The 20,469-nt window shown below is 72.2% G+C and carries 18 protein-coding genes; 14 read left to right on the forward strand and 4 right to left on the reverse strand.

The genetic code is table 11. From position 1 onward, the window contains the following. Nucleotides 1-38 precede the first annotated feature (38 nt). From ACFWV8_RS28655 to ACFWV8_RS28685, 7 genes are all read left to right on the forward strand, one after another. Nucleotides 39-833, forward strand: a complete 795-nt coding sequence (locus ACFWV8_RS28655; protein ID WP_384210101.1) for a helix-turn-helix domain-containing protein — start codon at nt 39-41, stop codon at nt 831-833. Nucleotides 834-1,008: 175 nt separating this feature from the next. Beyond that, nucleotides 1,009-2,565 (forward strand): 30S ribosomal protein S12 methylthiotransferase RimO, encoded by a 1,557-nt coding sequence (gene rimO, locus ACFWV8_RS28660; protein WP_384209959.1) that lies wholly within the window; start codon nt 1,009-1,011, stop codon nt 2,563-2,565. After that, a complete protein-coding gene (pgsA, locus tag ACFWV8_RS28665) occupies nt 2,562-3,227 on the forward strand; it encodes a CDP-diacylglycerol--glycerol-3-phosphate 3-phosphatidyltransferase (protein WP_384209964.1) in 666 nt (221 codons plus the stop codon). The genes rimO and pgsA overlap by 4 nt, the downstream gene beginning before the upstream one ends. Continuing rightward, complete coding sequence (locus ACFWV8_RS28670) at nt 3,224-3,778, forward strand: CinA family protein (RefSeq protein WP_384209967.1); 555 nt, start codon at nt 3,224-3,226, stop codon at nt 3,776-3,778. Before pgsA ends, ACFWV8_RS28670 begins: the two co-directional genes overlap by 4 nt. Nucleotides 3,779-3,887: 109 nt before the next feature. After that, the gene (locus ACFWV8_RS28675; RefSeq protein WP_329380759.1) at nt 3,888-4,286 is read left to right on the forward strand and encodes a helix-turn-helix transcriptional regulator; all 399 of its coding nucleotides are present in this window, start codon (nt 3,888-3,890) and stop codon (nt 4,284-4,286) included. Nucleotides 4,287-4,486: 200 nt separating this feature from the next. Next, entirely contained in the window at nt 4,487-4,957 is a 471-nt protein-coding gene (locus tag ACFWV8_RS28680; protein WP_384209974.1) for a Dps family protein, read from the forward strand. A gap of 135 nt (nt 4,958-5,092) precedes the next feature. Beyond that, on the forward strand, nt 5,093-5,374 hold the full coding sequence (locus tag ACFWV8_RS28685; protein WP_384209980.1) for a hypothetical protein: 282 nt from the start codon (nt 5,093-5,095) through the stop codon (nt 5,372-5,374). Here the strand turns inward: ACFWV8_RS28685 and ACFWV8_RS28690 are convergent. Both ACFWV8_RS28690 and ACFWV8_RS28695 read right to left on the reverse strand, forming a co-directional pair. Further along, nucleotides 5,335-6,087 (reverse strand): DNA-formamidopyrimidine glycosylase family protein, encoded by a 753-nt coding sequence (locus ACFWV8_RS28690; protein ID WP_384209985.1) that lies wholly within the window; start codon nt 6,085-6,087, stop codon nt 5,335-5,337. The genes ACFWV8_RS28685 and ACFWV8_RS28690 overlap by 40 nt on opposite strands. Nucleotides 6,088-6,235: 148 nt before the next feature. Next, on the reverse strand, nt 6,236-10,930 hold the full coding sequence (locus ACFWV8_RS28695) for an ATP-dependent helicase (protein WP_384209989.1): 4,695 nt from the start codon (nt 10,928-10,930) through the stop codon (nt 6,236-6,238). A gap of 137 nt (nt 10,931-11,067) precedes the next feature. Between ACFWV8_RS28695 and ACFWV8_RS28700 the strand changes: the two genes are divergently transcribed. From ACFWV8_RS28700 to ACFWV8_RS28720, 5 genes are all read left to right on the forward strand, one after another. Further along, nucleotides 11,068-11,898 carry an AraC family transcriptional regulator gene (locus ACFWV8_RS28700; RefSeq protein WP_384209995.1) on the forward strand — a complete coding sequence of 277 codons (831 nt, stop codon included), beginning with the start codon at nt 11,068-11,070 and terminating at the stop codon, nt 11,896-11,898. A 199-nt stretch (nt 11,899-12,097) separates the two neighbouring features. Then, complete coding sequence (locus ACFWV8_RS28705) at nt 12,098-12,823, forward strand: AzlC family ABC transporter permease (RefSeq protein ID WP_384210105.1); 726 nt, start codon at nt 12,098-12,100, stop codon at nt 12,821-12,823. After that, nucleotides 12,820-13,131, forward strand: a complete 312-nt coding sequence (locus tag ACFWV8_RS28710) for an AzlD domain-containing protein (RefSeq protein ID WP_384210002.1) — start codon at nt 12,820-12,822, stop codon at nt 13,129-13,131. The genes ACFWV8_RS28705 and ACFWV8_RS28710 overlap by 4 nt, the downstream gene beginning before the upstream one ends. A gap of 78 nt (nt 13,132-13,209) precedes the next feature. Continuing rightward, nucleotides 13,210-13,404 carry a DUF3046 domain-containing protein gene (locus ACFWV8_RS28715; RefSeq protein WP_242572591.1) on the forward strand — a complete coding sequence of 65 codons (195 nt, stop codon included), beginning with the start codon at nt 13,210-13,212 and terminating at the stop codon, nt 13,402-13,404. Nucleotides 13,405-13,522: 118 nt separating this feature from the next. Beyond that, a complete protein-coding gene (locus ACFWV8_RS28720; RefSeq protein ID WP_384210113.1) occupies nt 13,523-14,701 on the forward strand; it encodes an AI-2E family transporter in 1,179 nt (392 codons plus the stop codon). Nucleotides 14,702-14,751: 50 nt separating this feature from the next. On the opposite strand, the gene ACFWV8_RS28725 is transcribed toward ACFWV8_RS28720, so the two are convergent. Continuing rightward, entirely contained in the window at nt 14,752-15,396 is a 645-nt protein-coding gene (locus ACFWV8_RS28725) for a response regulator (protein ID WP_384210010.1), read from the reverse strand. Then, nucleotides 15,396-16,754 (reverse strand): sensor histidine kinase, encoded by a 1,359-nt coding sequence (locus ACFWV8_RS28730; protein ID WP_384210018.1) that lies wholly within the window; start codon nt 16,752-16,754, stop codon nt 15,396-15,398. The genes ACFWV8_RS28725 and ACFWV8_RS28730 overlap by 1 nt, the downstream gene beginning before the upstream one ends. Nucleotides 16,755-16,897: 143 nt before the next feature. Here ACFWV8_RS28730 and ACFWV8_RS28735 point away from each other — a divergent pair, with 143 nt between their 5' ends. Then, nucleotides 16,898-17,677 carry an ABC transporter ATP-binding protein gene (locus tag ACFWV8_RS28735; protein ID WP_384210119.1) on the forward strand — a complete coding sequence of 260 codons (780 nt, stop codon included), beginning with the start codon at nt 16,898-16,900 and terminating at the stop codon, nt 17,675-17,677. Further along, nucleotides 17,671-20,250 carry an ABC transporter permease gene (locus ACFWV8_RS28740; protein WP_384210023.1) on the forward strand — a complete coding sequence of 860 codons (2,580 nt, stop codon included), beginning with the start codon at nt 17,671-17,673 and terminating at the stop codon, nt 20,248-20,250. Before ACFWV8_RS28735 ends, ACFWV8_RS28740 begins: the two co-directional genes overlap by 7 nt. The last annotated feature ends 219 nt before the right edge of the window (nt 20,251-20,469 follow it).

The following is a 20,469-nucleotide window of genomic DNA, read 5'->3' on the forward strand; positions in this document are numbered from 1 at the left end:
AAGACGACCAGCCTTCCGCCGTCGAACTCGCTGAGGACGTGCGTCCCGAGCCCGAAGAGGACAAGCCTTCGGTCGGTCAGCTCCTTCAGCAGGCACGCTCCGCCGCAGGTCTGACGCTCGAAGACGTCAGTGCCTCCACGCGGGTGCGCGTCCCCATCGTGCAAGCGATCGAGCAGGACGACTTCTCGCGCTCCGGCGGCGACGTCTACGCCCGCGGTCATATCCGCATGATCGCGCGCGTCGTCGGCATCGACCCCGAACCGCTTGTCAGGCAGTACGACTCCGAGCACGGCGGCCGTCCGTCGCCGACGCCCGCGGCCCCGCTGTTCGAGGCCGAACGGATCCGCCCGGAGCGTCGCCGTCCCAACTGGACGGCGGCGATGGTCGCCGCGATCGTCGCGGTGATCGGCTTCGTCGGCTTCACCATGTTCGACAGTGGTGAGGAGGACAGCCCGGGAAAGCAGGTCGCCGAGGGCCCGGCGCCGGAGAAGACGACCTCCGCGCCGAGCACCACCAAGCCCGCCGACCCGAAGCCCGACCCCTCGGACAGCGCGATCGCCGCGGCCCCCGCCGACAAGGTGACGGTCAAGCTCTCCGCGGTCGAGGACAAGAGCTGGATCTCCGCCAAGTCCCCCAACGGTGAACTGATTTTCGACGGACTGCTTCTCAAGGGGGAGTCCAAGACCTTCCAGGACGACGAGCAGATCGACTTCATCCTCGGCAACGCCGGAGTGATCGACATCTTCGTCAACGGCAAGCAGGTCGACGAGGACTTCAAGCCGGGCCAGGTCGAGCGGCCTTCCTACACGAAGGGCGACCCCGAGGCGGGCTGATACCGCACCGGCGCCCAGGGCTTGTCCGTAGGGCGTGGCCCGAGGCGCCGGCGGTATCGGGGAGAGTGGTCGGACGGTGTGCTGGGGCCGTCCGGTGAGCGGGCCGGTAGTCACCTGACCGGCCGGGCAGCCCTGCACGGCGGGAGGGCGGCCAGGACAAAGTAGTCTTGAGCCCATGCCCGAACGCCGTACCGTCGCCCTTGTCACGCTTGGCTGCGCCCGTAACGAGGTGGACTCGGAGGAGCTTGCAGGCCGCTTGGCAGCGGACGGCTGGGAGCTCGTCGAGGAAGCCGCCGACGCGGACGTCGCCGTCGTCAACACCTGCGGCTTCGTCGAAGCCGCCAAGAAGGACTCCGTCGACGCCCTGCTGGAAGCCAACGATCTGAAGGATCACGGCCGGACGCAGGCCGTCGTCGCCGTCGGCTGCATGGCCGAGCGCTACGGCAAGGAACTCGCGGAATCGCTCCCCGAAGCGGACGGTGTGCTCGGGTTCGACGACTACGCCGACATCTCCGACCGCCTCCAGACCATTCTCAACGGCGGCATCCACGCCTCGCACACGCCCCGCGACCGGCGCAAGCTGCTCCCGCTCAGCCCCGCCGACCGGCAGAGCGCCACCGGTGTGGCCCTGCCGGGCCACGGCTCCGAGGCCGTGTCGGTGCCTTCTTCTGAAGAGGCGGCCATTTCCAGAGAGGCGGTCATCCCCGCCCCCGCGGACCTGCCGCAGGGACTGGCGCCTGCCTCAGGTCCGCGCGCCCCGCTGCGCCGGCGTCTCGACAACAGCCCGGTCGCCTCGGTGAAGCTGGCCTCCGGCTGCGACCGGCGCTGCTCCTTCTGCGCCATCCCCTCCTTCAGAGGCTCCTTCATCTCGCGCCGTCCATCGGACGTGCTGGGTGAGACGCGCTGGCTGGCCGAGCAGGGGGTGAAGGAGGTCATGCTCGTCTCCGAGAACAACACCTCCTATGGAAAGGACCTCGGCGACATCCGCCTCCTGGAGACGCTGCTGCCCGAACTCGCTGCGGTCGACGGCATCGAGCGCGTACGGGTCAGCTATCTCCAGCCCGCCGAGATGCGCCCCGGGCTCATCGACGTACTGACGGACACCCCCGGCGTCGCCCCGTACTTCGATCTGTCCTTCCAGCACTCCGCGCCGTCCGTGCTACGCGCGATGCGCCGCTTCGGGGACACCGACCGCTTCCTCGAACTGCTGGAGACGATCCGGGGCAAGGCCCCGCAGGCCGGCGTGCGCTCCAACTTCATCGTGGGCTTCCCGGGCGAGACAGAGGCCGACTTCGCCGAGCTGGAGCGCTTCCTCACCGGCGCGCGGCTCGACGCCATCGGTGTGTTCGGCTACTCGGACGAGGACGGCACGGAAGCCGCGACGTACGAGCACAAGCTGGACGAGGACGTCGTGGCCGAGCGGCTGGCACATCTGTCGCGGCTGGCCGACGAACTGACGGCGCAGCGGGCCGAGGAGCGCCTGGGGGAGACCCTGACGGTGCTCGTGGAGTCCCTGGAGTCCGACGACGCCGAGGAGGGCGCCGTGGGCCGGGCGGCACACCAGGCGCCCGAGACCGACGGTCAGGTGATCTTCACATCGGGCGAGGGCCTGCGTCCGGGTCGTATGGTCGAGGCGAAGGTGGTCGGTACACAGGGTGTCGACCTGGTGGCCGAGTACTGCGGGTTCACCGGGGACGAGCCCCGGAGCCCCGGCGAGGAGGCAGCCAGATGACCGGAGTCCCGGCATCGGCCGAGGGCGGCCAGGGTAGGCCGGCGCCCGGTGGCAAGCTGGGGGCTGCGGCCGTCAATCAGGCCAGCGTGTGGAACATCGCCAACATCCTCACCATGATGCGGCTGGTGCTCGTGCCGGCCTTCGTGGCGCTGCTGCTTCAGGACGGCGGGTACGACCCGGCCTGGCGCGCATGGGCGTGGGCCGCGTTCGCCGTGGCCATGATCACCGACATCTTCGACGGGCATCTGGCCCGTACGTACAACCTGGTCACCGACTTCGGGAAGATCGCCGACCCGATCGCCGACAAGGCGATCATGGCCGCGGGGCTGATCAGTCTCTCGGCGCTCGGGGACCTGCCGTGGTGGGTGACCGGGGTCATTCTCTTCCGTGAGCTCGGGATCACGCTGATGCGGTTCTGGGTGATCCGGCTCGGGGTCATTCCCGCCAGCCGCGGCGGCAAGATGAAGACGCTCGCGCAGGGGGTGGCGGTCGGCATGTACGTGCTGGCGCTGACGGGGCCCCTCGCGACGCTGCGGTTCTGGGTGATGGCGGTGGCGGTCGTGCTGACCGTGGTGACCGGCCTGGACTACGTACGCCAGGCGATCGTCCTGCGCAGGGCGGGGCGCGCGGCGGAGCGTGAGCGGCCGGAGAGCGCCCTGTGACGGCCGCCGGGAAGGATGCGGCGGCCGGCGACGTTCTATTGGAGGGCGTCGCCGCCCGGGTGCTGGATCTGCTCCTGCGGGACGGCGCGACGCTCGCCGTCGCCGAGTCCCTGACCGGTGGTCTCGTCGCTGCGGAACTCACCTCCGTCCCCGGCGCCTCCCGGGCGCTGCGCGGGAGCGTGACGGCCTACGCGACGGACGTCAAGCGTGACGTCCTGGGTGTGGACGCAACACTTCTGGCCGAGCGGGGCGCGGTGGATCCCGAGGTCGCACGGCAGATGGCCGTCGGCATACGGGACGTACTGGCGGCCGGCTGGGGCATCGCGACCACGGGGGTCGCGGGGCCGGATCCGCAGGACGGACAGCCCGTGGGCACGGTCTACGTGGCGGTGAGCGGTCCGCACGGCGCCGAGAAAGTGGCCGCGCTGCGGTTGAACGGTGACCGGGAGGAAATCCGTAGAGAGAGTGTACGGAGCGTGCTGGAACTGCTCTCCGGCGAACTGACCGGGAACGGACGGACACACGATACGGAACGGAACGGGGGGACTTGATGTTTGCAGCCCTGAGTGAACACGACATCGCTCCCCGCACGGCCGCAGCGCGAGGCGGTACGGTGGGGCGAGAAGGATGCGGCTACGCGGTCCGAGGAGGGAGCCACCGATGATTCTGCTCCGTCGCCTGCTTGGTGACGTGCTGCGTCGGCAGCGCCAACGCCAGGGCCGTACTCTGCGCGAAGTCTCCTCGTCCGCCCGAGTCTCGCTCGGCTATCTCTCCGAGGTGGAGCGGGGGCAGAAGGAGGCTTCTTCCGAACTGCTCTCCGCTATCTGCGACGCGCTTGACGTACGGATGTCCGAGCTCATGCGCGAAGTGAGCGACGAACTGTCACTGGCCGAGCTGGCCGCGTCCGCAGCGGCGAGCGAGCCGGTGCCCGCGGCCGTGGTGCCCGCAGCGGTACGTCCGATGCTCAATTCCGTCTCCGTGACGTCGGTTGCAGGTGTGCCGACGGACCGGGTGACCATCAAGGCGCCAACAGAAGCGGTGGATGTCGTCGCCGCTTGATTTGTACGGTGTGACCGAGGCCTGAGCCCCGGGCGGTCTGAGGACCGGCCGGGGCTTCTGCTGTGCCGTCCGGGGCGGAGAGGATCTCGGCTCAGCTTGTTGAATTTTCCGAAATGACCCTTTTGGGGTCTTGTGCCATGGTGGGCATACGTGTGAATGAAATTCTGGACATACGTGTGAACCGGAACTGGAGAACCGCCATGGCTTTCGTCAAGAGCTCACTGCCCGAGGCGGATCTGAAGCTGGTCGGCGAAGCCCTGCAGGGCGCGCTCGTCGATCTGCTCGATCTCTCGCTGGTGGCCAAGCAGGTGCACTGGAACATCGTCGGGCCGCGCTTCCGGTCCGTGCACCTCCAGCTCGACGAGGTCGTCGCCACCGCCCGGAAGCACTCGGACACAGTGGCGGAACGGGCCTCGGCGCTCGGCGTGACCCCTGACGGGCGCGCGGCGACGGTGGCGACGCAGAGCGCGATCGGCAACGTTCCGGCGGGCTGGATCACGGACACGGACGCCGTACGGACGCTGGTGGACGCCCTCGGCGTGGTGATCGTCCGGATGCGGGAGCGGATCATCGCGACCGACGAACCCGACCCGATCAGCCAGGACATCCTGATCGGACTGACGGCCGAACTCGAAAAGCATTCGTGGATGTTCCAGGCGGAGAGCGCGTAGGGCGCGCCGGTGAGCCATGTGCGGGTGTTTCGGGTCGCGTGCCTCCGTGGAAGGCGGCTGTGCGCCTCGCACGCCTTCGATGCGCCCTTTCGCCTGATACGCGGGCCGGTCTAGCGTCGGTGTGAGGAGGCGGCCATGGCACGGCGACGGATCCTTCTGCCGGTTCTCGCTCTGGGCGGGCTCTGGTGGTGGGCCGTACTGCGGCTCGCCTTGGCGCCCGAGCACGCCGGTGTCATCGAGGGGGCGGTGGCCGCGGGCGGATGGGGGCTGAGCCTGCTGCCTGTCCATGTGGCGGCTCGTCCGCGTCCGCCCGCGCGGTCCGGGAAGGACGCCGGTGCGGGCGTGGAGAGGGAGGGGCAGGGGGTGCCGGACGGTTCTCAGGGGACGGGGCCGAGCTGGCAGCGGGGACACCAGTAGACGGGGCGCTCGTCGTCGGTGGTCCTGCTGACGGGGGTGCCGCAGCGCCGGCAGGGGAGGCCGGCGCGGCCGTACACATACAGATGACGGCGCGAGCGCTCCCTGTTGGCCTCCAGGAGCTTCTTCGCGGCCGTCACCAGCCGCTCAGGGGCCGGCAGGTCCCCGATGGGCAGCCAGGTGGTGGTGCGGGTGAGGAAACAGATCTCGCACCGGAAGACATTGCCGACGCCCGCGAGATTGCGCTGGTCCAGCAGCGCGTCCCCCACGGTGCGCGCCGGGTCGGCGAGCAGATTGCGCAGGGCGGTGTCCGGGTCCCAGTCGGGTCCGAGGATGTCCGGGCCGAGGTGGCCCACCACGCTGTCCTCGTCGGTGGTGCGGATGAGTTCGAGTACGGGGAGCCGGTAGCCGACCGCGGTGCGCTCGGCGTTGCCGAGGATCGCCCGGATCTGGTGGCCGGGGCCGCCGCGCCAGCGCTCGTCGGCGCCGTACACCCACCAGGCTCCGTCCATCCGCAGATGTGAGTGGAGGGTGAGGCCGCCCTCGACGCGGGTCAGGAGGTGCTTGCCGCGCGGGGTGACGCCGAGGACCGTCCGGCCGGTGAGGTCGGAGGTCGCGAACCGGGGGACGCGGAGGTCGGACCGGGTCAGGGTCCGCCCGGCGAGGGCGGTGTGCAGGCGCTGGGCGGTCTGCAGGACGGTGTCACCTTCGGGCATGTTTCCATCATGCGCGAGATCACGCGTGAGAGGGCTCCCGTCACGGTCGGCGTACGGGGTGTGGCGTGCGGAGATGTACGGCGACGGGGTGCATTCGCGGGCCCTGGGGGGCGCGGGCGGGCGCCGGCTCAGGCTCGCAGCGCTGGGGTCAGGCTCGCAGGCGCAACCCCCTCGGGGTGGCATGGAAGCCCGCCGACTCCAGGACGCGGCCCACGGGTGAGGTCAGCGCCTGCTCTCCGTTGGCCCGCTCCACCGTGACCGTACCGAGCGCGCCCGCGCGGGCGGCCGACGCCAGGGCCTCGGCCGCCGCGATCAGCTGCGCGTCGTCGGCCGTGTCCGGATGCGCCGGGTCGGACTGGGCCGCCGGGTCGCCGGGCCAGGCGAGGAGGGTCTTGCCGCCGCGTTCCATGTAGAGCGTCAGCACGCCGTCGACCAGGACGACCAGGGAGCCCGCTTTGCGACCCGGTTTGTGGCCGGCGCCCGTCGGCGGGTCCGGCCAGGGCAGTGCCGCTCCGTAGGCGTTGGCGGGGTCGGCGGCGGCCATGACCACGGCGCGCGGCGAGGGGGCGGACGCCGCGCGGTCGCGGGCGGTGGAGGCCGCGCGGAGGCGGTCCACCGCGCCGTCCACGGCGAACTGGGCCGCGCCCAGGCCCTCGACGACATAACCGCGACGCGCCTGCCCGCTGTCCTCGAAGGCCGACAGCACCCGGTAGACGGCCGAGAAGCCGCCCTCGATCCCTTCCGAGGCGATGGCGCCGCGGGTCACCACTCCGTGCCGGTCGAGGAGGGTACGGGCCAGGGCGTGCGCCCTGCGCGTGGTGTCCGGGTCGGCGGCCGGGAGCAGGGACCATCGCCCGCTCACGGTCGGCGGTCCCGTACGGGAGACGGGCCGGGCTGCGGCGGTGAGGGTGCCGTAACGCCCGCGTGGGACGGCCCGTTTGGCGCGGTGGGCGGTCGAGCCCGCCGTACGCCCCGAGCCGAGGAGGGAGCGCAGCGGCGCCAGGGTGTCGTTGGTCAGCCGCCCCGACCAGGCCAGATCCCAGACGGCGTCGGCCAGTTGGGGATCGGTGGCATCCGGGTGGGTGGTGGCCCGGACCTGGTCGGCGATCTGGCGGAAGAACAGGCCGTACCCGCCGGAGAGGGTGGTGAGCACCGATTCGTGCAGTGCCGTCAGCTCCAGGGGATGCGGTGGCGGGAGCAACAGCGGTGCGGAGTCGGCCAGATAGAGCGAGATCCAGCCGTCCTTGCCGGGCAGGGCGCCCGCGCCGGCCCAGAGGACCTCGCCGGTGGTGGTCAGTTCGTCCAGGAGGGTCGGTGCGTACCCCGTGACCCGGGAGGGGAGGGCCAGCTTCTCCAGGGCGGACGCCGGGATGGGCGCGCCCTGCAACTGCTCGATCGCGCGTGCCAGTCCGTCGATGCCGCGCAGGCTGTGGTTGCCCAGATGCTGCCACTGGGGCAGGAACGTGGCGAGCGCGGCGGGCGGTACGGGCTCCAGCTCGTGGCGCAGTGCGGCGAGCGACCTGCGGCGCAGCCGGCGAAGGACCGTGGCGTCGCACCACTCCTGGCCGATCCCGGAGGGATGGAACTCGCCCTGGACGACACGGCCGCTCGCGGCGAGACGTTGCAGCGCGCCTTCGGTGACGGCCGGACCGAGACCGAAGCGCTCGGCCGCCGCGGAGGAGGTGAACGGGCCGTGCGTGCGTCCGTAACGTGCCAGGAGATCGCCGAGTGGGTCTTTGACGGGCTCGGTGAACGCCTCGGGGACACCGACGGGCAGGGCGGTGCCCAGCGCGTCACGCAGCCGGCCCGCGTCCTCGATCGCCGCCCAGTACTCGGCGCCGCCGATCCGGACCCGGATGGCGCGGCGGGACGCGGCGAGATCGGCCGGCCACCGGGGCTCGGACCCGCGCTCCGCCAACTCGGCGTCGGTGAGCGGCCCGAGGACCCGCAGCAGGTCGGCCACGCCCTCCACGTCCTTGATACGCCTGTCGTCGGTGAGCCACTGGAGCTCACGCTCCAGCTCCTCCAGGACGTCGGCGTCCAGCAGCTCGCGCAGCTCCGCCTGGCCGAGCAGCTCGGCCAGGAGCCGCGAGTCGAGGGAGAGCGCGGCGGCGCGGCGCTCGGCGAGCGGGGAGTCGCCCTCGTAAAGGAACTGTGCGACATACCCGAAGAGGAGCGAGCGGGCGAACGGGGACGGCTCGGCGGTCGTGACCTCGACCAGCCGGACCCGGCGGGATTCGATGTCGCCCATCAGCTCGGTGAGACCGGGCACGTCGAAGACGTCCTGGAGGCACTCCCTGACGGCCTCCAGGACGATGGGGAAGGAGCCGAACTCGCTGGCCACCTGGAGCAGTTGGGAGGCTCGCTGGCGCTGCTGCCACAGCGGTGTGCGCTTGCCGGGACTGCGCCGGGGCAGCAGCAGGGCGCGCGCCGCGCATTCACGGAAGCGGGCGGCGAACAGCGCGGAGCCGCCCACCTGGTCGGTGACGATCTGTCCGATCTCGCCTCGGTCGAAGGCGACATCACCGGCGCCGACCGGTGCCTGCTCGCTGTCGTACGTCGTGTCGAGCGACATCGGGTCCTGGTCGAGGAGGTCCAGGCTCATCAGATCGGCGTCGGGCAGCCGGAGCACTATGCCGTCGTCGGCGTGCATGACCTGGGCGTCCATGCCGTACCGCTCGGAGAGCCGGGCGCCGAGAGCCAGCGCCCACGGTGCGTGCACCTGGGCACCGAACGGGGAGTGGATGACGACCCGCCAGTCGCCCAGGTCGTCCCTGAACCTCTCCACGAGGATCGTCCGGTCGTCGGGGACATGACCGCAGGCGCGGCGCTGTTCGTCCAGATACGCCAGGACGTTGTTCGCCGCCCAGGCGTCGAGCCCGGCGGCCACCAGCCGCAGCCTGCCGTCCTCCGGGGACAGCGCGCCCACCTCGCGCAGGAACGCACCCACCGCGCGGCCCAGTTCGAGCGGGCGGCCCAGCTGGTCGCCTTTCCAGAAGGGGAGGCGGCCGGGCACTCCGGGGGCGGGGGAGACGAGCACCTGGTCGCGGGTGATGTCCTCGATACGCCACGAGGTCGTGCCGAGCGTGAAGACGTCGCCGACCCGCGACTCGTACACCATCTCCTCGTCGAGCTCGCCCACCCGGCCGCCGCCCCTGCGGCCGTTGCCGTTGCCGGAGCCGTCGCCGGCACCGGAGGACCCGGCGAGGAACACTCCGAACAGGCCGCGGTCGGGAATCGTGCCGCCCGAGGTGACGGCGAGACGCTGCGCGCCGGGGCGGCCCGTGACCGTACCCGTCACGCGGTCCCACACCACACGGGGGCGCAGCTCGGCGAACGCGTCCGATGGATAGCGGCCCGCGAGCATGTCGAGGACGGCGGTGAACGCGGACTCGGGAAGCGAGGCGAACGGCGCCGCGCGGCGGACCAGGGCGAGCAGGTCGTCCGCCTGCCAGGTGTCGAGCGCGACCGTCGCCACGAGCTGCTGGGCGAGGACGTCCAGGGGGTTGGCGGGAATCCGCAGGGCCTCGATGGAGCCGGAGCGCATCCGTTCGGTGACGACGGCGGCCTGCACCAGATCGCCCCGGTACTTGGGGAAGACGACCCCTGTGGAGACCGCGCCCACCTGGTGGCCTGCCCGGCCCACGCGCTGGAGGCCGGAGGCCACGGACGGGGGCGACTCGACCTGGATGACGAGATCCACCGCGCCCATGTCGATGCCCAGCTCCAGGCTGGACGTGGCCACGACGGCGGGCAGACGGCCCGCCTTGAGGTCCTCCTCGACCCGGGCGCGCTGCTCCTTGGAGACCGAACCGTGGTGGGCGCGGGCCAGGAGGGGCGGGGCGCCCTTGGCGGCGCCCGACTCGGCCATGATCTCGGCGGGGGAGTGGGCCTCGGGCATGGCCTCGCCCGTGGCCCGTTCGTACGCGATCTCGTTGAGCCTGTTGCATAGGCGCTCGGCGAGGCGGCGGGAGTTGGCGAAGACGATCGTCGACCGGTGCGCCTGGACGAGATCGGCGATCCGCTCCTCGACGTGCGGCCAGATCGACGGCTTGTCGCCGCCGGTCTCGCTCCCGGTGCCGGCCGCCGGGGAGCCTCCCAGCTCGCCCAGGTCCTCGACGGGGACGACGACGGACAGATCGAACTCCTTCCCGGAGGGAGGCTGCACGATCTCGACCCTGCGCTGGGGGGAGAGATAACGAGCGACCTCGTCCACCGGACGCACCGTGGCCGACAGGCCGATACGGCGGGCCGGGCGCGGCAGCAGCTCGTCGAGCCGTTCCAGGGAGACGGCGAGATGGGCGCCGCGCTTCGTCCCCGCGACGGCGTGCACCTCGTCCAGGATCACCGTCTCGACCCCGGCCAGCGCGTCGCGCGCGGACGACGTGAGCATCAGGAAGAGGGACTCGGGGGTGGTGATCAGGATGTCCGGCGGTTTGGTCGACATCGAGCGGCGCTCGGCGGCCGGGGTGTCGCCGGAACGGATGCCGACCCGGATCTCCGGCTCGGGCTGTCCGAGGCGCACAGACTCCTGCCGGATGCCCGTGAGCGGGCTGCGCAGATTGCGCTCCACGTCCACCGCCAGAGCCTTGAGCGGGGACACGTACAACACCCGGCAGCGCTTCCTCGCCTCGGCGGGCGGGGGCACGGAGGCCAGCCGGTCCAGGGCGGCGAGAAAGGCGGCCAGAGTCTTGCCGGAGCCGGTCGGGGCCACGACCAGCACGTCCGAGCCCTGGGCGATGGCACCCCAGGCCCCCTCCTGCGCAGTGGTGGGCGCGGAGAAGGCCCCGGAGAACCAGCTGCGGGTCGCGGGGGAGAACGAGTCGAGTGCACTGCCGGACATCTCCCCATCGTGCACCCCGCCACTGACAATCGCCCGGACCTGCGGAAACGGACGAGTCGAAGTGGCGGCGAAGTGGCGAAGGACCGGCTGGTGGGCCGGGGAGGCGGGGCTCGGCGCGACCCGTGCAGACTGGAGCCATGGCGGCTCGGGAGCAGGCACGGCACTGGCGCTACCCCGAGCTGCCCGGCGTCGACCTCCTGCGGGCCCGGTACATCAGCAAGACCTTCATCAGGCACACCCACGAGACGTTCGTCATCGCCGCGATCACCGACGGCGTGGAGGTGTTCCACCACGGCGGCAGCGACCAGTACGCGGGCCCCGGCTCGCTCGCACTGGTCAACCCGGACACCCCGCACACCGGCCACGCGCAGGGGCCCGAAGGCTGGCGGTACGGGGCCGTCTACCCCTCCCCCGACCTCGTCGCGGAGATCGCGGCCGAGACGACGCGGATCAGCGGTACGCCGGGCTTCGTCGCCCCCGTCGTGGACGACCCGTACGCCGTCCGCCTCGTCCACCAGGTCCTGCGCGCCGCCGACGAGGGGAACGCCCTCGCCGCCGACACGCTGCTGCGGGTCGCCGTCACCCGCCTCCTGCGGCTGAACGGGGGCGCGCTGCCGCAACGTACGGCTCGGGGTGCCGGCGCAAGGACGGCGGCACGCGCGCGTGCCGTACTGGAGCGGCGGCTGGCCGACCCGCCGTCGCTGGAGCGGCTCGCGGCCGAACTGGGCACCAGCCCCTTCGCCCTGCTGCGGGCCTTCAAGGACACGTACGGCATGCCTCCGCACACCTGGCTCACCGACGCGCGCGTGCGCAGGGCCCGCCATCTGCTGGACGCCGGGACGGCCCCCGCCGAGGTGGCCGGCCTCGTCGGTTTCACCGACCAGCCGCACCTGAACCGGCATTTCACCCGGATCGTGGGGGTGCCGCCCGGCGCGTACCGCAAGGAGCGGGCACAGGGCGGCACCTGAGTACGGCAGGAAGCGTGCGGACGTTACGAGGGCCACCACGGGCCGGGCCGACTGCTGGCGCGGGGCGCGGGGCGCGCAAGAACGTACAAGACGGGGCCCGAGCCCGCCCCGTAGCGTCCGTGACGTGGCAGAAGACGTGGCAGAGCAGACATCATCGGCGGCGGGGCCGGAACGCGCGGCGACAGCAGCCGGTGCGGGCCTGGAGGCCGGCCGGGAAGCCGGGCCCGGCGGTGAGCCGCAGCCGGATTCGGCCGTCGTACGCGATGCCCTCGGGGTCGGCATCGCCGTCGGCCTCTCCGGCTTCGCCTTCGGCGTGACCTCCGCCGGGGCGGGCCTCAGCCTCCTACAGAGCTGCGCGCTCAGCCTGCTGGTCTTCACCGGCGCTTCTCAGTTCGCACTCGTCGGCGCGCTGGCGGCGGGCGGCAATCCCCTCACCGCCGCTGCCGGTGCCTTCTTCCTCGGCGTACGCAACACGTTCTACGGTCTGCGCCTGTCCCAACTGCTGGCGCTGCCACGCTTCGTACGCCCCTTCGCCGCCCAGTGGGTGATCGACGAGACGACGGCCGTCGCGCTCGCACAGCCCACACGGCGCGGCGCGCGCATCGGCTTCACCGTCACCGGGCTCACCCTCTACGTGCTGTGGAACCTCACCACGCTGCTCGGGGCGCTCGGCGCCGAGGCCATCGGCGACACCGGCGCGTGGGGGCTCGACGCGGCCGGGCCCGCCGTCTTCCTGGCCCTGCTCGCCCCCATGCTGCGGACGACGACGGAGCGCGCCGTCGCGGCTGTCGCCGTCGTCCTCGGGCTCGGCTTCCTGCCGCTGCTCCCCGCCGGGGTACCGGTGCTCGTCGCCGCGCTCGCCGCCCCCGCAGTGCTCTGGTTCGAGGGCCGCGGGGCCACCGACCGCAAGGAGACGGACCGTTGAGTATCTGGCTCGCCATCGGACTGACCGCGGTCGGCTGCTACCTCGTCAAACTGCTCGGGCTGCTCGTACCGGCGGGCGTCCTGGAACGCCCCCTCGTCCAGCGGCTGTCCGCACTCCTGCCCGTCGCGCTGCTGGCTGCTCTCACGGCGCAGCAGGCCTTCGGCGGCGTCGACGGCGCGCTGGTCGTCGACGCCAGGGTGGCCGGTCTCGCCGCGGCGGGGCTCGCGCTGGTGCTGCGCGCCCCGTTCCTGGTCGTCATCGCGGCGGCGGTCGCGGTGACCGCGGGCGTACGCGCTCTCGGCGGCTGACACGCGCGGGCTGTCTGTGACGGGTGGCTCCGGGGCTGGCGGCCCCGGCCGCACTCCCGGGAGCGGGATACTGGACCCATGCGGCTGACGATTTTCTGGGAACGGATGGCGGACCACTTCGGCCCCGCGTACGCGGACTCCTTCGCCCGCGACCATGTGATGGCCGAGCTGGGCGGCCGTACGGTGCACGAGGCCCTCGACGCGGGCTGGGAGGCCAAGGACGTCTGGAGAGCGGTCTGCGCCGCCATGGGAGTGCCCGCCGACAAACGGTGATGTACGCGTACGGGACACTGGCCCTGTGCCGCTGACCGACGAAACAGCCCAGGACCCCCAGCCGTCATCTCCACCGCCGCCTCCTCCCGCGGCGGGGAGCACCGACGGGGCGGCCCGTATGCCCCGCTGGCTGCCTCGTGCCATGGTGCTCGCGCTGGTGCTCGTCGCCTGCTTCCAAGTGGGCACATGGGCCTTCCAGCAGCTCCTCTCGCTGCTGATCAACATCCTGATCGCCTTCTTCCTGGCCCTGGCCGTCGAGCCGGCCGTCAGCCGGATGGCATCGCACGGTCTGCGGCGCGGACTCGCCACCTTCCTCGTCTTCTTCGCGGTGCTGATCGCGAGCGTCGGCTTCGTCGTACTGCTCGGCTCGATGCTCGCGGGGCAGATCATCGAGATCGTCGAGGACTTCCCCAACTACCTCGACTCGCTCATCAACTGGATCAACGAGAACTTCCGCACCGAGCTGTCGCGCGTGGCCGTCCAGGACAGCCTGCTCCACTCCGACTGGCTCCAGAGATACGTCCAGAACAGCGCGAGCGGTGTGCTCGACATCTCGACCACCGTGCTCGGCGGTCTCTTCCGGCTCCTGACGATCTTCCTGTTCTCGTTCTACTTCGCCGCCGACGGGCCGCGGCTGCGCCGCACCGTGTGCTCCGTCCTGCCCCCGGCCAAGCAGGCCGAGGTGCTGCGCGCCTGGGAGATCGCGGTCGACAAGACCGGCGGCTACATCTACTCGCGCGGGCTGATGGCCCTCATCTCCGGCGTCGCTCACTACATCCTCCTGGAGATCCTCGGGATCCCGTACGCGCCGGTGCTCGCGGTGTGGGTGGGCCTCGTCTCGCAGTTCCTGCCGACCATCGGCACCTATCTGGCCGGCGCCCTGCCGATGCTGATCGCCTTCACGGTGGCCCCGTGGTACGCGCTGTGGGTGCTCGGATTCGTCGTGATCTACCAGCAGTTCGAGAACTACGTCCTCCAGCCCAAACTCACCGCCAGGACCGTCGACATCCACCCCGCCGTGGCCTTCGGCTCCGTCGTCGCCGGTACGGCGCTGCTCGGCGCCGTCGGCGCGCTGATCGCCATCCCCGCGGTGGCGACGCTGCAGGCCTTCCTCGGGGCGTACGTGAAGCGGTACGACGTTACGGACGATCCGCGCGTGCACGGGCACCGGCGCCGTGGCAGCGGGCGCGCGCGGGCGCGGATGCGCCGAGCGCTGCGAGGTGGCGCGCTGCGGCGCGGTCCGCTGCGTCGCGGCAGCCCGCGTGTGCCGCCGCCCCGCGCGGACGACGGCTCCTGACCTTCTGAAGAGGACGTACGCGGCTCCGGAGAGGATGTACGCGGCAGGACTCAGCCGCGCAGGTAGGCGAGCACGGCAAGGACGCGTCGGTTCGTCGCGTCGGTCAGTGAGAGGTCGAGTTTGGTGAGGATGCTGCCGAAGTGCTTGCTCACCGTTCCCTCGCTGACGTGCAGCGCCGCGCCGATGGCGGCGTTGGACCTGCCCTCCGCCATCAGCGCCAGTACTTCCTGCTCGCGCGGCGTCAGCCTCGACAGAGGATCGCGCCGGTGCCTGAGCAACTGCCGTACGACCTCGGGGTCCACGACCGTGGCTCCCTCGGCGACGCGGCGGACGGCGTCGACGAACTCCTCGACGTGCCCGATCCGCTCCTTGAGCAGATAGCCGACACTGGTGCCGTCCGAGGAGTCGAGCAGCTCCTCGGCGTACGCGCGCTGCACGTACTGGCTCAGTACCAGGATGGGCAGTTCCGGCTGCCGCTCACGCAACTCCAGCGCGGCCCGCAGCCCTTCGTCGGAGAACCCCGGCGGCATACGTACGTCCGTCACCACGATGTCGGGCCGGTGCTCCGCCACCGCGTCGGTCAGTTCGCCGGCGGTCCCGGCCTCGGCGACGACCGTGTGCCCGAAGCGTTCGAGGAGGCCCCTGAGTCCGTCCCGCAGGAGCACGCTGTCCTCGGCCAGCACGATGCGCGACATCAGGTCCTCGTCCGGGTGGGAGCGGCGGCGGGAGCGGCGGGAATGCCGGCGGGGACGGCCCGTTCGGCGCTCGTGGCGGTGCCGGTGGGCCGGCAGGGGATCCGTACGCGGAACACTGTGGGTCCGCCGGCGGGGCTGGAGACCAGCAGCTGGCCGTCGAGCACCGAGATACGGTCCGCGACCCCCTGGAGGCCGGTGCCGCCGGAGAAGTCCGCGCCGCCCGCCCCGTCGTCCCTCACCTCCACGACGAGTTCGCCGCCGGTGATCTCGCCACGCACCCGCGCGCCCTCGGCCCCGCTGTGCTTGGCGACGTTCGCGAGCGCCTCGGAGACCGCGAAGTACGCCGCCGTCTCGACGGGTTCGGGCAGCCGGCCCGGCAGCTCGAACCGCACGTCGACCGGCACCGTCGACCGGTCGGCGACGTCCTCGACGGCGTCCTTCAGCCCCCGGTCGGTGAGCACCTGCGGGTGGATGCCCCGGATCAGCTCCCTGATCTCCACCAGGGCGGTGCCCGCCTCGTCGTGTGCTTTCGCCAGGAGGCCCTCCAGCGGCTCACCGGGGTTCTCCAGCCTCGCGAGTCCGAGCGTCATCGACAGGGCCACCAGGCGCTGTTGCGCGCCGTCGTGGAGATCACGCTCGATCCGTCGGCGTTCCGCCTCGAAGGCGTCCACCAGCCGCATCCGGGAACGGCCCAGCTCCTCGATACGCGAATCGACTGCCGCCTCACGGGACGACAGCAAGTGTCTGGTCAGCGCCGCACGCCCGGCGGCCACCACCCCCAGCGGGTAGGCGAGGACGGGCAGCAGGAGCGCGCTGGCCAGCGCCGCCGTGAACGCCTGCGGGTACGAGTGGGCCAGCCAGATCTTCAGTACGCGGACCTCCTCGCCCCCACCGACCGTGGCCATGACGACGGGCGTGACCAACAGGCCGCCGCAGACGACGAGCACCGTCCCGACGACCAGTGCCTCCAGCGGCCACAGCACGAACGCGAAGAGCAGCGCGTAGCCCAACTCCCGCCACGTGGCAGGCTCCTTGAGACGGACCCGTACCCAGGCGGCGAGACCGGTGCCGTCCGGCTCGCGGTGCGGATCGGACAGTACGGCGGGGTCGATCAGCCGCAGCCGGCGACGCTCTAGCGCGGCCAGCGGGATGCCCGCGAGGACGAACATCAACAGCAGCGGCAGGCCGATGACGACCACCGCCAGCGTGCCGCCCGTGACCGCCAGCAGGAGCAGTGAGACCAGGGTCGCGAAGCCGACGAGAACGCCGCTCAGCAGATACGCCGCGGAGCGCCACGGCCACCTGCCGCGGAGGTAACGGGGCGTCCGGAGCGCCTGCCAGAGGCTGGGGGAGTGCATGGACGCACGGTAGGCGGGCTGCGCACGGGGCGACCACCCAGCTAACTCCACCATTCGCCCCGTACGCAGCCCCACCATCGGCATGGCGTCCTGCTGTGATGTGCGCGGCGCCCGGCGCGGCTTGAGTGAGGGCCATGAACGACATGACCAGCATCGCCGCCCACGACCACGCCCCGGACGGCCTTCTCACGGAGGACGTGGCGGTCCGGCTCAGTTCCGTCACCCGGTCCTACGGGAAGGGCACGGCGGCGGTGACCGCGCTCGACCGGGTCACCCTCGACATACCCAAGGGCACCTTCACCGCCGTCATGGGGCCCTCCGGCTCGGGCAAGTCCACCCTGCTCCAGTGCACGGCCGGACTGGACCGGCCCACCAGCGGGACCGTGATGCTCGGGGACCGCGACCTGACCTCGCTCAGTGAGAACAAGCTGACCCTGCTGCGGCGTGAACGCATCGGCTTCGTCTTCCAGGCGTTCAACCTGCTTCCCTCGCTCACCGCCGAACAGAACGTCGCACTCCCGCTGCGCCTGGCCGGCCGGCGACCGAAACGGGGCGCCGTTCTCGACGTGCTGGAGCGGGTGGGGCTGCGTGACCGCGCGGGGCACCGGCCGAGCGAGCTCTCCGGCGGCCAGCAGCAGCGGGTGGCGCTCGCCAGGGCGCTCGTCACCCGCCCCGACGTGCTCTTCGGGGACGAGCCGACGGGGGCGCTGGACTCCAGGACCGGCCGGGAGGTTCTGACCCTGCTGCGCGGCATGGTCGACGGGGGCCAGACAGTGATCATGGTGACGCACGACCCGACGGCGGCGTCGTACGCGGACCGGGTCCTTTTCCTGGCCGACGGCCGCGTACGGGGCGCTCTCGACTCACCGACCGCGGACCGGGTCGCCGAGCGGATGACCGCCCTGGCGGTGGCCCCGTGCTGAGGCTGACGCTCCAGGGCATGCGGGCCCGGTGGGTCACCTTCACCGGGTCGTTCGTCGCCCTTGCCCTCGGTGTGGGGCTCATCGCCGCCACCGGGCTCGCGCTGGCGGCCACGTTCGAGGCCCCGCACCGGGGGCCGGAGCGCTTCGCCGCGGCCCCGGTGGTCGTCAGGGCGTCCGACACCCTGCGGGTCTCCACGCCGATCGGCGAACGTACGCGGCGGCTCGCCGAACCCCGCGCGGTGCCGGACGGCCTGGCCGCCGAACTCGCGCGGCTCGGCCGCACCGTCGAGGACCGGACGTTCCCGGTGTCGTTCGCCGACGCATCCTCGGGAGGAAGTGCCACTGACGGGGCGGACGGGGCGGGTGACGGAGACGGTGCGGTGGGGCACCCGTGGTCGGTCGCGGCGGCGACGCCGTACCGGCTCACGGACGGTCGCGCGCCCGCGACATCCGACGAGATCGTCGTCGCCGTGGCGCCCCGTGCGCAGGGGCGGGCCGGCGGCGTGGAGGTCGGCGACCGCGTGCGGGTCGTGACCCCGGGCGGGCCCGGCGACCGCACTGTCGTCGGCACCGTGGGCGCGACGGACTTCGAGAACGCCGTGTTCTTCACCGATGCCGAGGCCGCCCAACTCTCGCCCCGTATCTCCGCGTTGGTGGTGCAGGCGGACGCGACGGCCGTACGGAAGGCCGTACGGGCGACCGCCGACAACGCCCAGGCCAACGACGCCGCCGACGCCCGATCCGGGTTCGAGGTCCTGACCGGCGACGAACGGCGCAGGGCCGATCCCGACCCGGACCGTGACAGCGAGGCCCTGGTCGCGGTCAACGCGCTGCTGGGCACGGCGGCGGGCATCACCTGCTTCGTCTCGGTCTTCGTCGTGGCGTCGACCTTCGCCTTCGCCGTGGCCCAGCGCAGACGCGAGTTCGGTCTGCTCCGTACGGCGGGCGCCACTCCACGGCAGATACGGCGGACGGTGTTCGCCGAGGCGGTCCTCGTCGCCGTACCGGCCTCGGCCACCGGTTGCCTGCTCGGCGTCCTCGGCGCACCGCGGATCGCCGCGTGGCTGGTCGAGAACGGCGTCGCACCGTCCTGGTTCGCGATCGGCGACCAGACCTGGCCGCTGCACACGGCCTTCTGGACGGGCCTGTGCGTGGCGATGGCCGGCGTCCTGACGTCCTCCTGGCGGGCGGGGCGGATCAAGCCCACAGAGGCGCTGCGTGAGGCGGCGGTCGACAGCCGAGCGATGCCCCCGAGCCGCCGGCTGCTCGGAGCCCTCGTCCTGCTGGCCGGCCTGGGACTGCTCGTATGGTCGCTGGCCACCGATCCCGGCGAGGCCCTCAAGAGGAAGACCTACATCACCCGGCCGATGCTGCTGATCGTCGGCTTCGCCCTGTACGCGCCCGTGCTCGTGCCGCCGCTGGTCAGGCTCGTCACCTGGCTGCCCGCCCGGCTGCCGGGTGCCACCGGTCTGCTGGCGCGGGCGAACGCGGCCACCGGGGTGCGCCGTACGGCGGCCGTCGCCGCTCCCGTCCTGATCACCGTCGCGCTCGCCGCCTCCCTCCTGGGTACGACCGCGACGATCAACGGGGCCAAGGCCACCGAGGCCGCGGCGCAGACGAGCGCGGACTACGTGGTGGCGGTGCCGGGCGAGGACGGCGCGCTGCCTGCCGCGTTCGTGACACGCGCGCGGAGCATTCCCGGCACGGCTGTGAGCGCATCCCGCTCCACCGCCGTGACCGCCCTCGAAGAGGACGTGGCCCTCGTGACGTCCGAGGCCAGAGCCGTGGACCCGGCGGATCTCGCGGCGGTGTCCCGGCTGCCCGTGGCGTCCGGCCGGGTGGCCGATCTCGACGACGGCGGCATCGTCGTCAACGAGGAGTGGCGGCAACGGACGGTCGGGCAGCGAGTGAGGGTCTGGCTGGGCGACGGCAGCGAGGCGACCCTGCGGATCGTGGCGGTGCTCCGGACCGGCACCGGCGACAACGGTGTGTACGTCACCCCGCGCAACGCCCCCGGTGCCACGGTCGATCGCGTCGACATCAAGCTGCGGGACGGCGCGGACGCCGCGGCTGTTGACGCCGCGCTGCGCGAGGCGGGCCGGGCGACGGGGACGACCGTCCTCACGAAGAACGCGTGGCTGGAGCGGAGCCACCCCCGCTCCAGCGAGAGCACCCGGCTGGGGATGCTGCTGATTCTCGGGATCGCCCTGCTCTACACCGGGATCGCGCTGGTGAACACCCTGGTCATGGCGACCTCCGACCGGGTGGGGGACCTCGCGGTGCTCCGGCTCACCGGTGCGACCAAGCCGCAGGTGCTCCGCCTCGTCACGGCCGAGGCCCTGGTGGTCGTGGCCGTGGGCTCGCTCCTCGGCGCCGCCGTGGCCGGCCTGAATCTCCTCGGGCTGCGAGGCGCCCTCGCGCTGCTCTCCGTCCGGTCGCCCCTGGCCGTGCCCTGGGGGAGCCTGGGCGCGATGGTGGCGGCAAGCGCCGTACTGGCGGTGGTGGCCGCCGTCCTGCCGGCACTGGCGGCGCTGCGCACGAGACCGGTCGAGGTCGCGGGGACGCGCGAGTAGCCACGCGCCCCGTCCGGCCCTGTGCGCTGCGCACGAGACCGGTCGAGGTCGCGGGGACGCGCGAGTAGCCACGCGCCCCGTCCGGCCCTGGCCCCACCCCGACCCGTGCGGCCCGGACCCTGCCCCGGCCGTACCCCGCCCCCGCCGCTCCGCGACACGCCCGCGAGAGGTGCTTGACACCAAAATCGAACAGGCGTTCTTATGGGGGTGCGGCCGGTT

The organism is Streptomyces sp. NPDC058665 (assembly GCF_042714995.1).
Classification (GTDB): domain Bacteria; phylum Actinomycetota; class Actinomycetes; order Streptomycetales; family Streptomycetaceae; genus Streptomyces.

Bases quoted from the DNA above. Each gene is read 5' to 3' on its own strand.
- ACFWV8_RS28675 (WP_329380759.1), top strand. From the start codon at position 3,888: ATGATTCTGCTCCGTCGCCTGCTTGGTGACGTGCTGCGTCGGCAGCGC.
- ACFWV8_RS28735 (WP_384210119.1), top strand. From the start codon at position 16,898: ATGACCAGCATCGCCGCCCACGACCACGCCCCGGACGGCCTTCTCACG.
- ACFWV8_RS28720 (WP_384210113.1), top strand. From the start codon at position 13,523: ATGCCCCGCTGGCTGCCTCGTGCCATGGTGCTCGCGCTGGTGCTCGTC.
- ACFWV8_RS28715 (WP_242572591.1), top strand. From the start codon at position 13,210: ATGCGGCTGACGATTTTCTGGGAACGGATGGCGGACCACTTCGGCCCC.
- ACFWV8_RS28690 (WP_384209985.1), bottom strand. From the start codon at position 6,087: ATGCCCGAAGGTGACACCGTCCTGCAGACCGCCCAGCGCCTGCACACC.
- ACFWV8_RS28700 (WP_384209995.1), top strand. From the start codon at position 11,068: ATGGCGGCTCGGGAGCAGGCACGGCACTGGCGCTACCCCGAGCTGCCC.
- ACFWV8_RS28680 (WP_384209974.1), top strand. From the start codon at position 4,487: ATGGCTTTCGTCAAGAGCTCACTGCCCGAGGCGGATCTGAAGCTGGTC.
- ACFWV8_RS28725 (WP_384210010.1), bottom strand. From the start codon at position 15,396: ATGTCGCGCATCGTGCTGGCCGAGGACAGCGTGCTCCTGCGGGACGGA.
- ACFWV8_RS28730 (WP_384210018.1), bottom strand. From the start codon at position 16,754: ATGCACTCCCCCAGCCTCTGGCAGGCGCTCCGGACGCCCCGTTACCTC.
- pgsA (WP_384209964.1), top strand. From the start codon at position 2,562: ATGACCGGAGTCCCGGCATCGGCCGAGGGCGGCCAGGGTAGGCCGGCG.
- ACFWV8_RS28695 (WP_384209989.1), bottom strand. From the start codon at position 10,930: ATGTCCGGCAGTGCACTCGACTCGTTCTCCCCCGCGACCCGCAGCTGG.
- rimO (WP_384209959.1), top strand. From the start codon at position 1,009: ATGCCCGAACGCCGTACCGTCGCCCTTGTCACGCTTGGCTGCGCCCGT.
- ACFWV8_RS28685 (WP_384209980.1), top strand. From the start codon at position 5,093: ATGGCACGGCGACGGATCCTTCTGCCGGTTCTCGCTCTGGGCGGGCTC.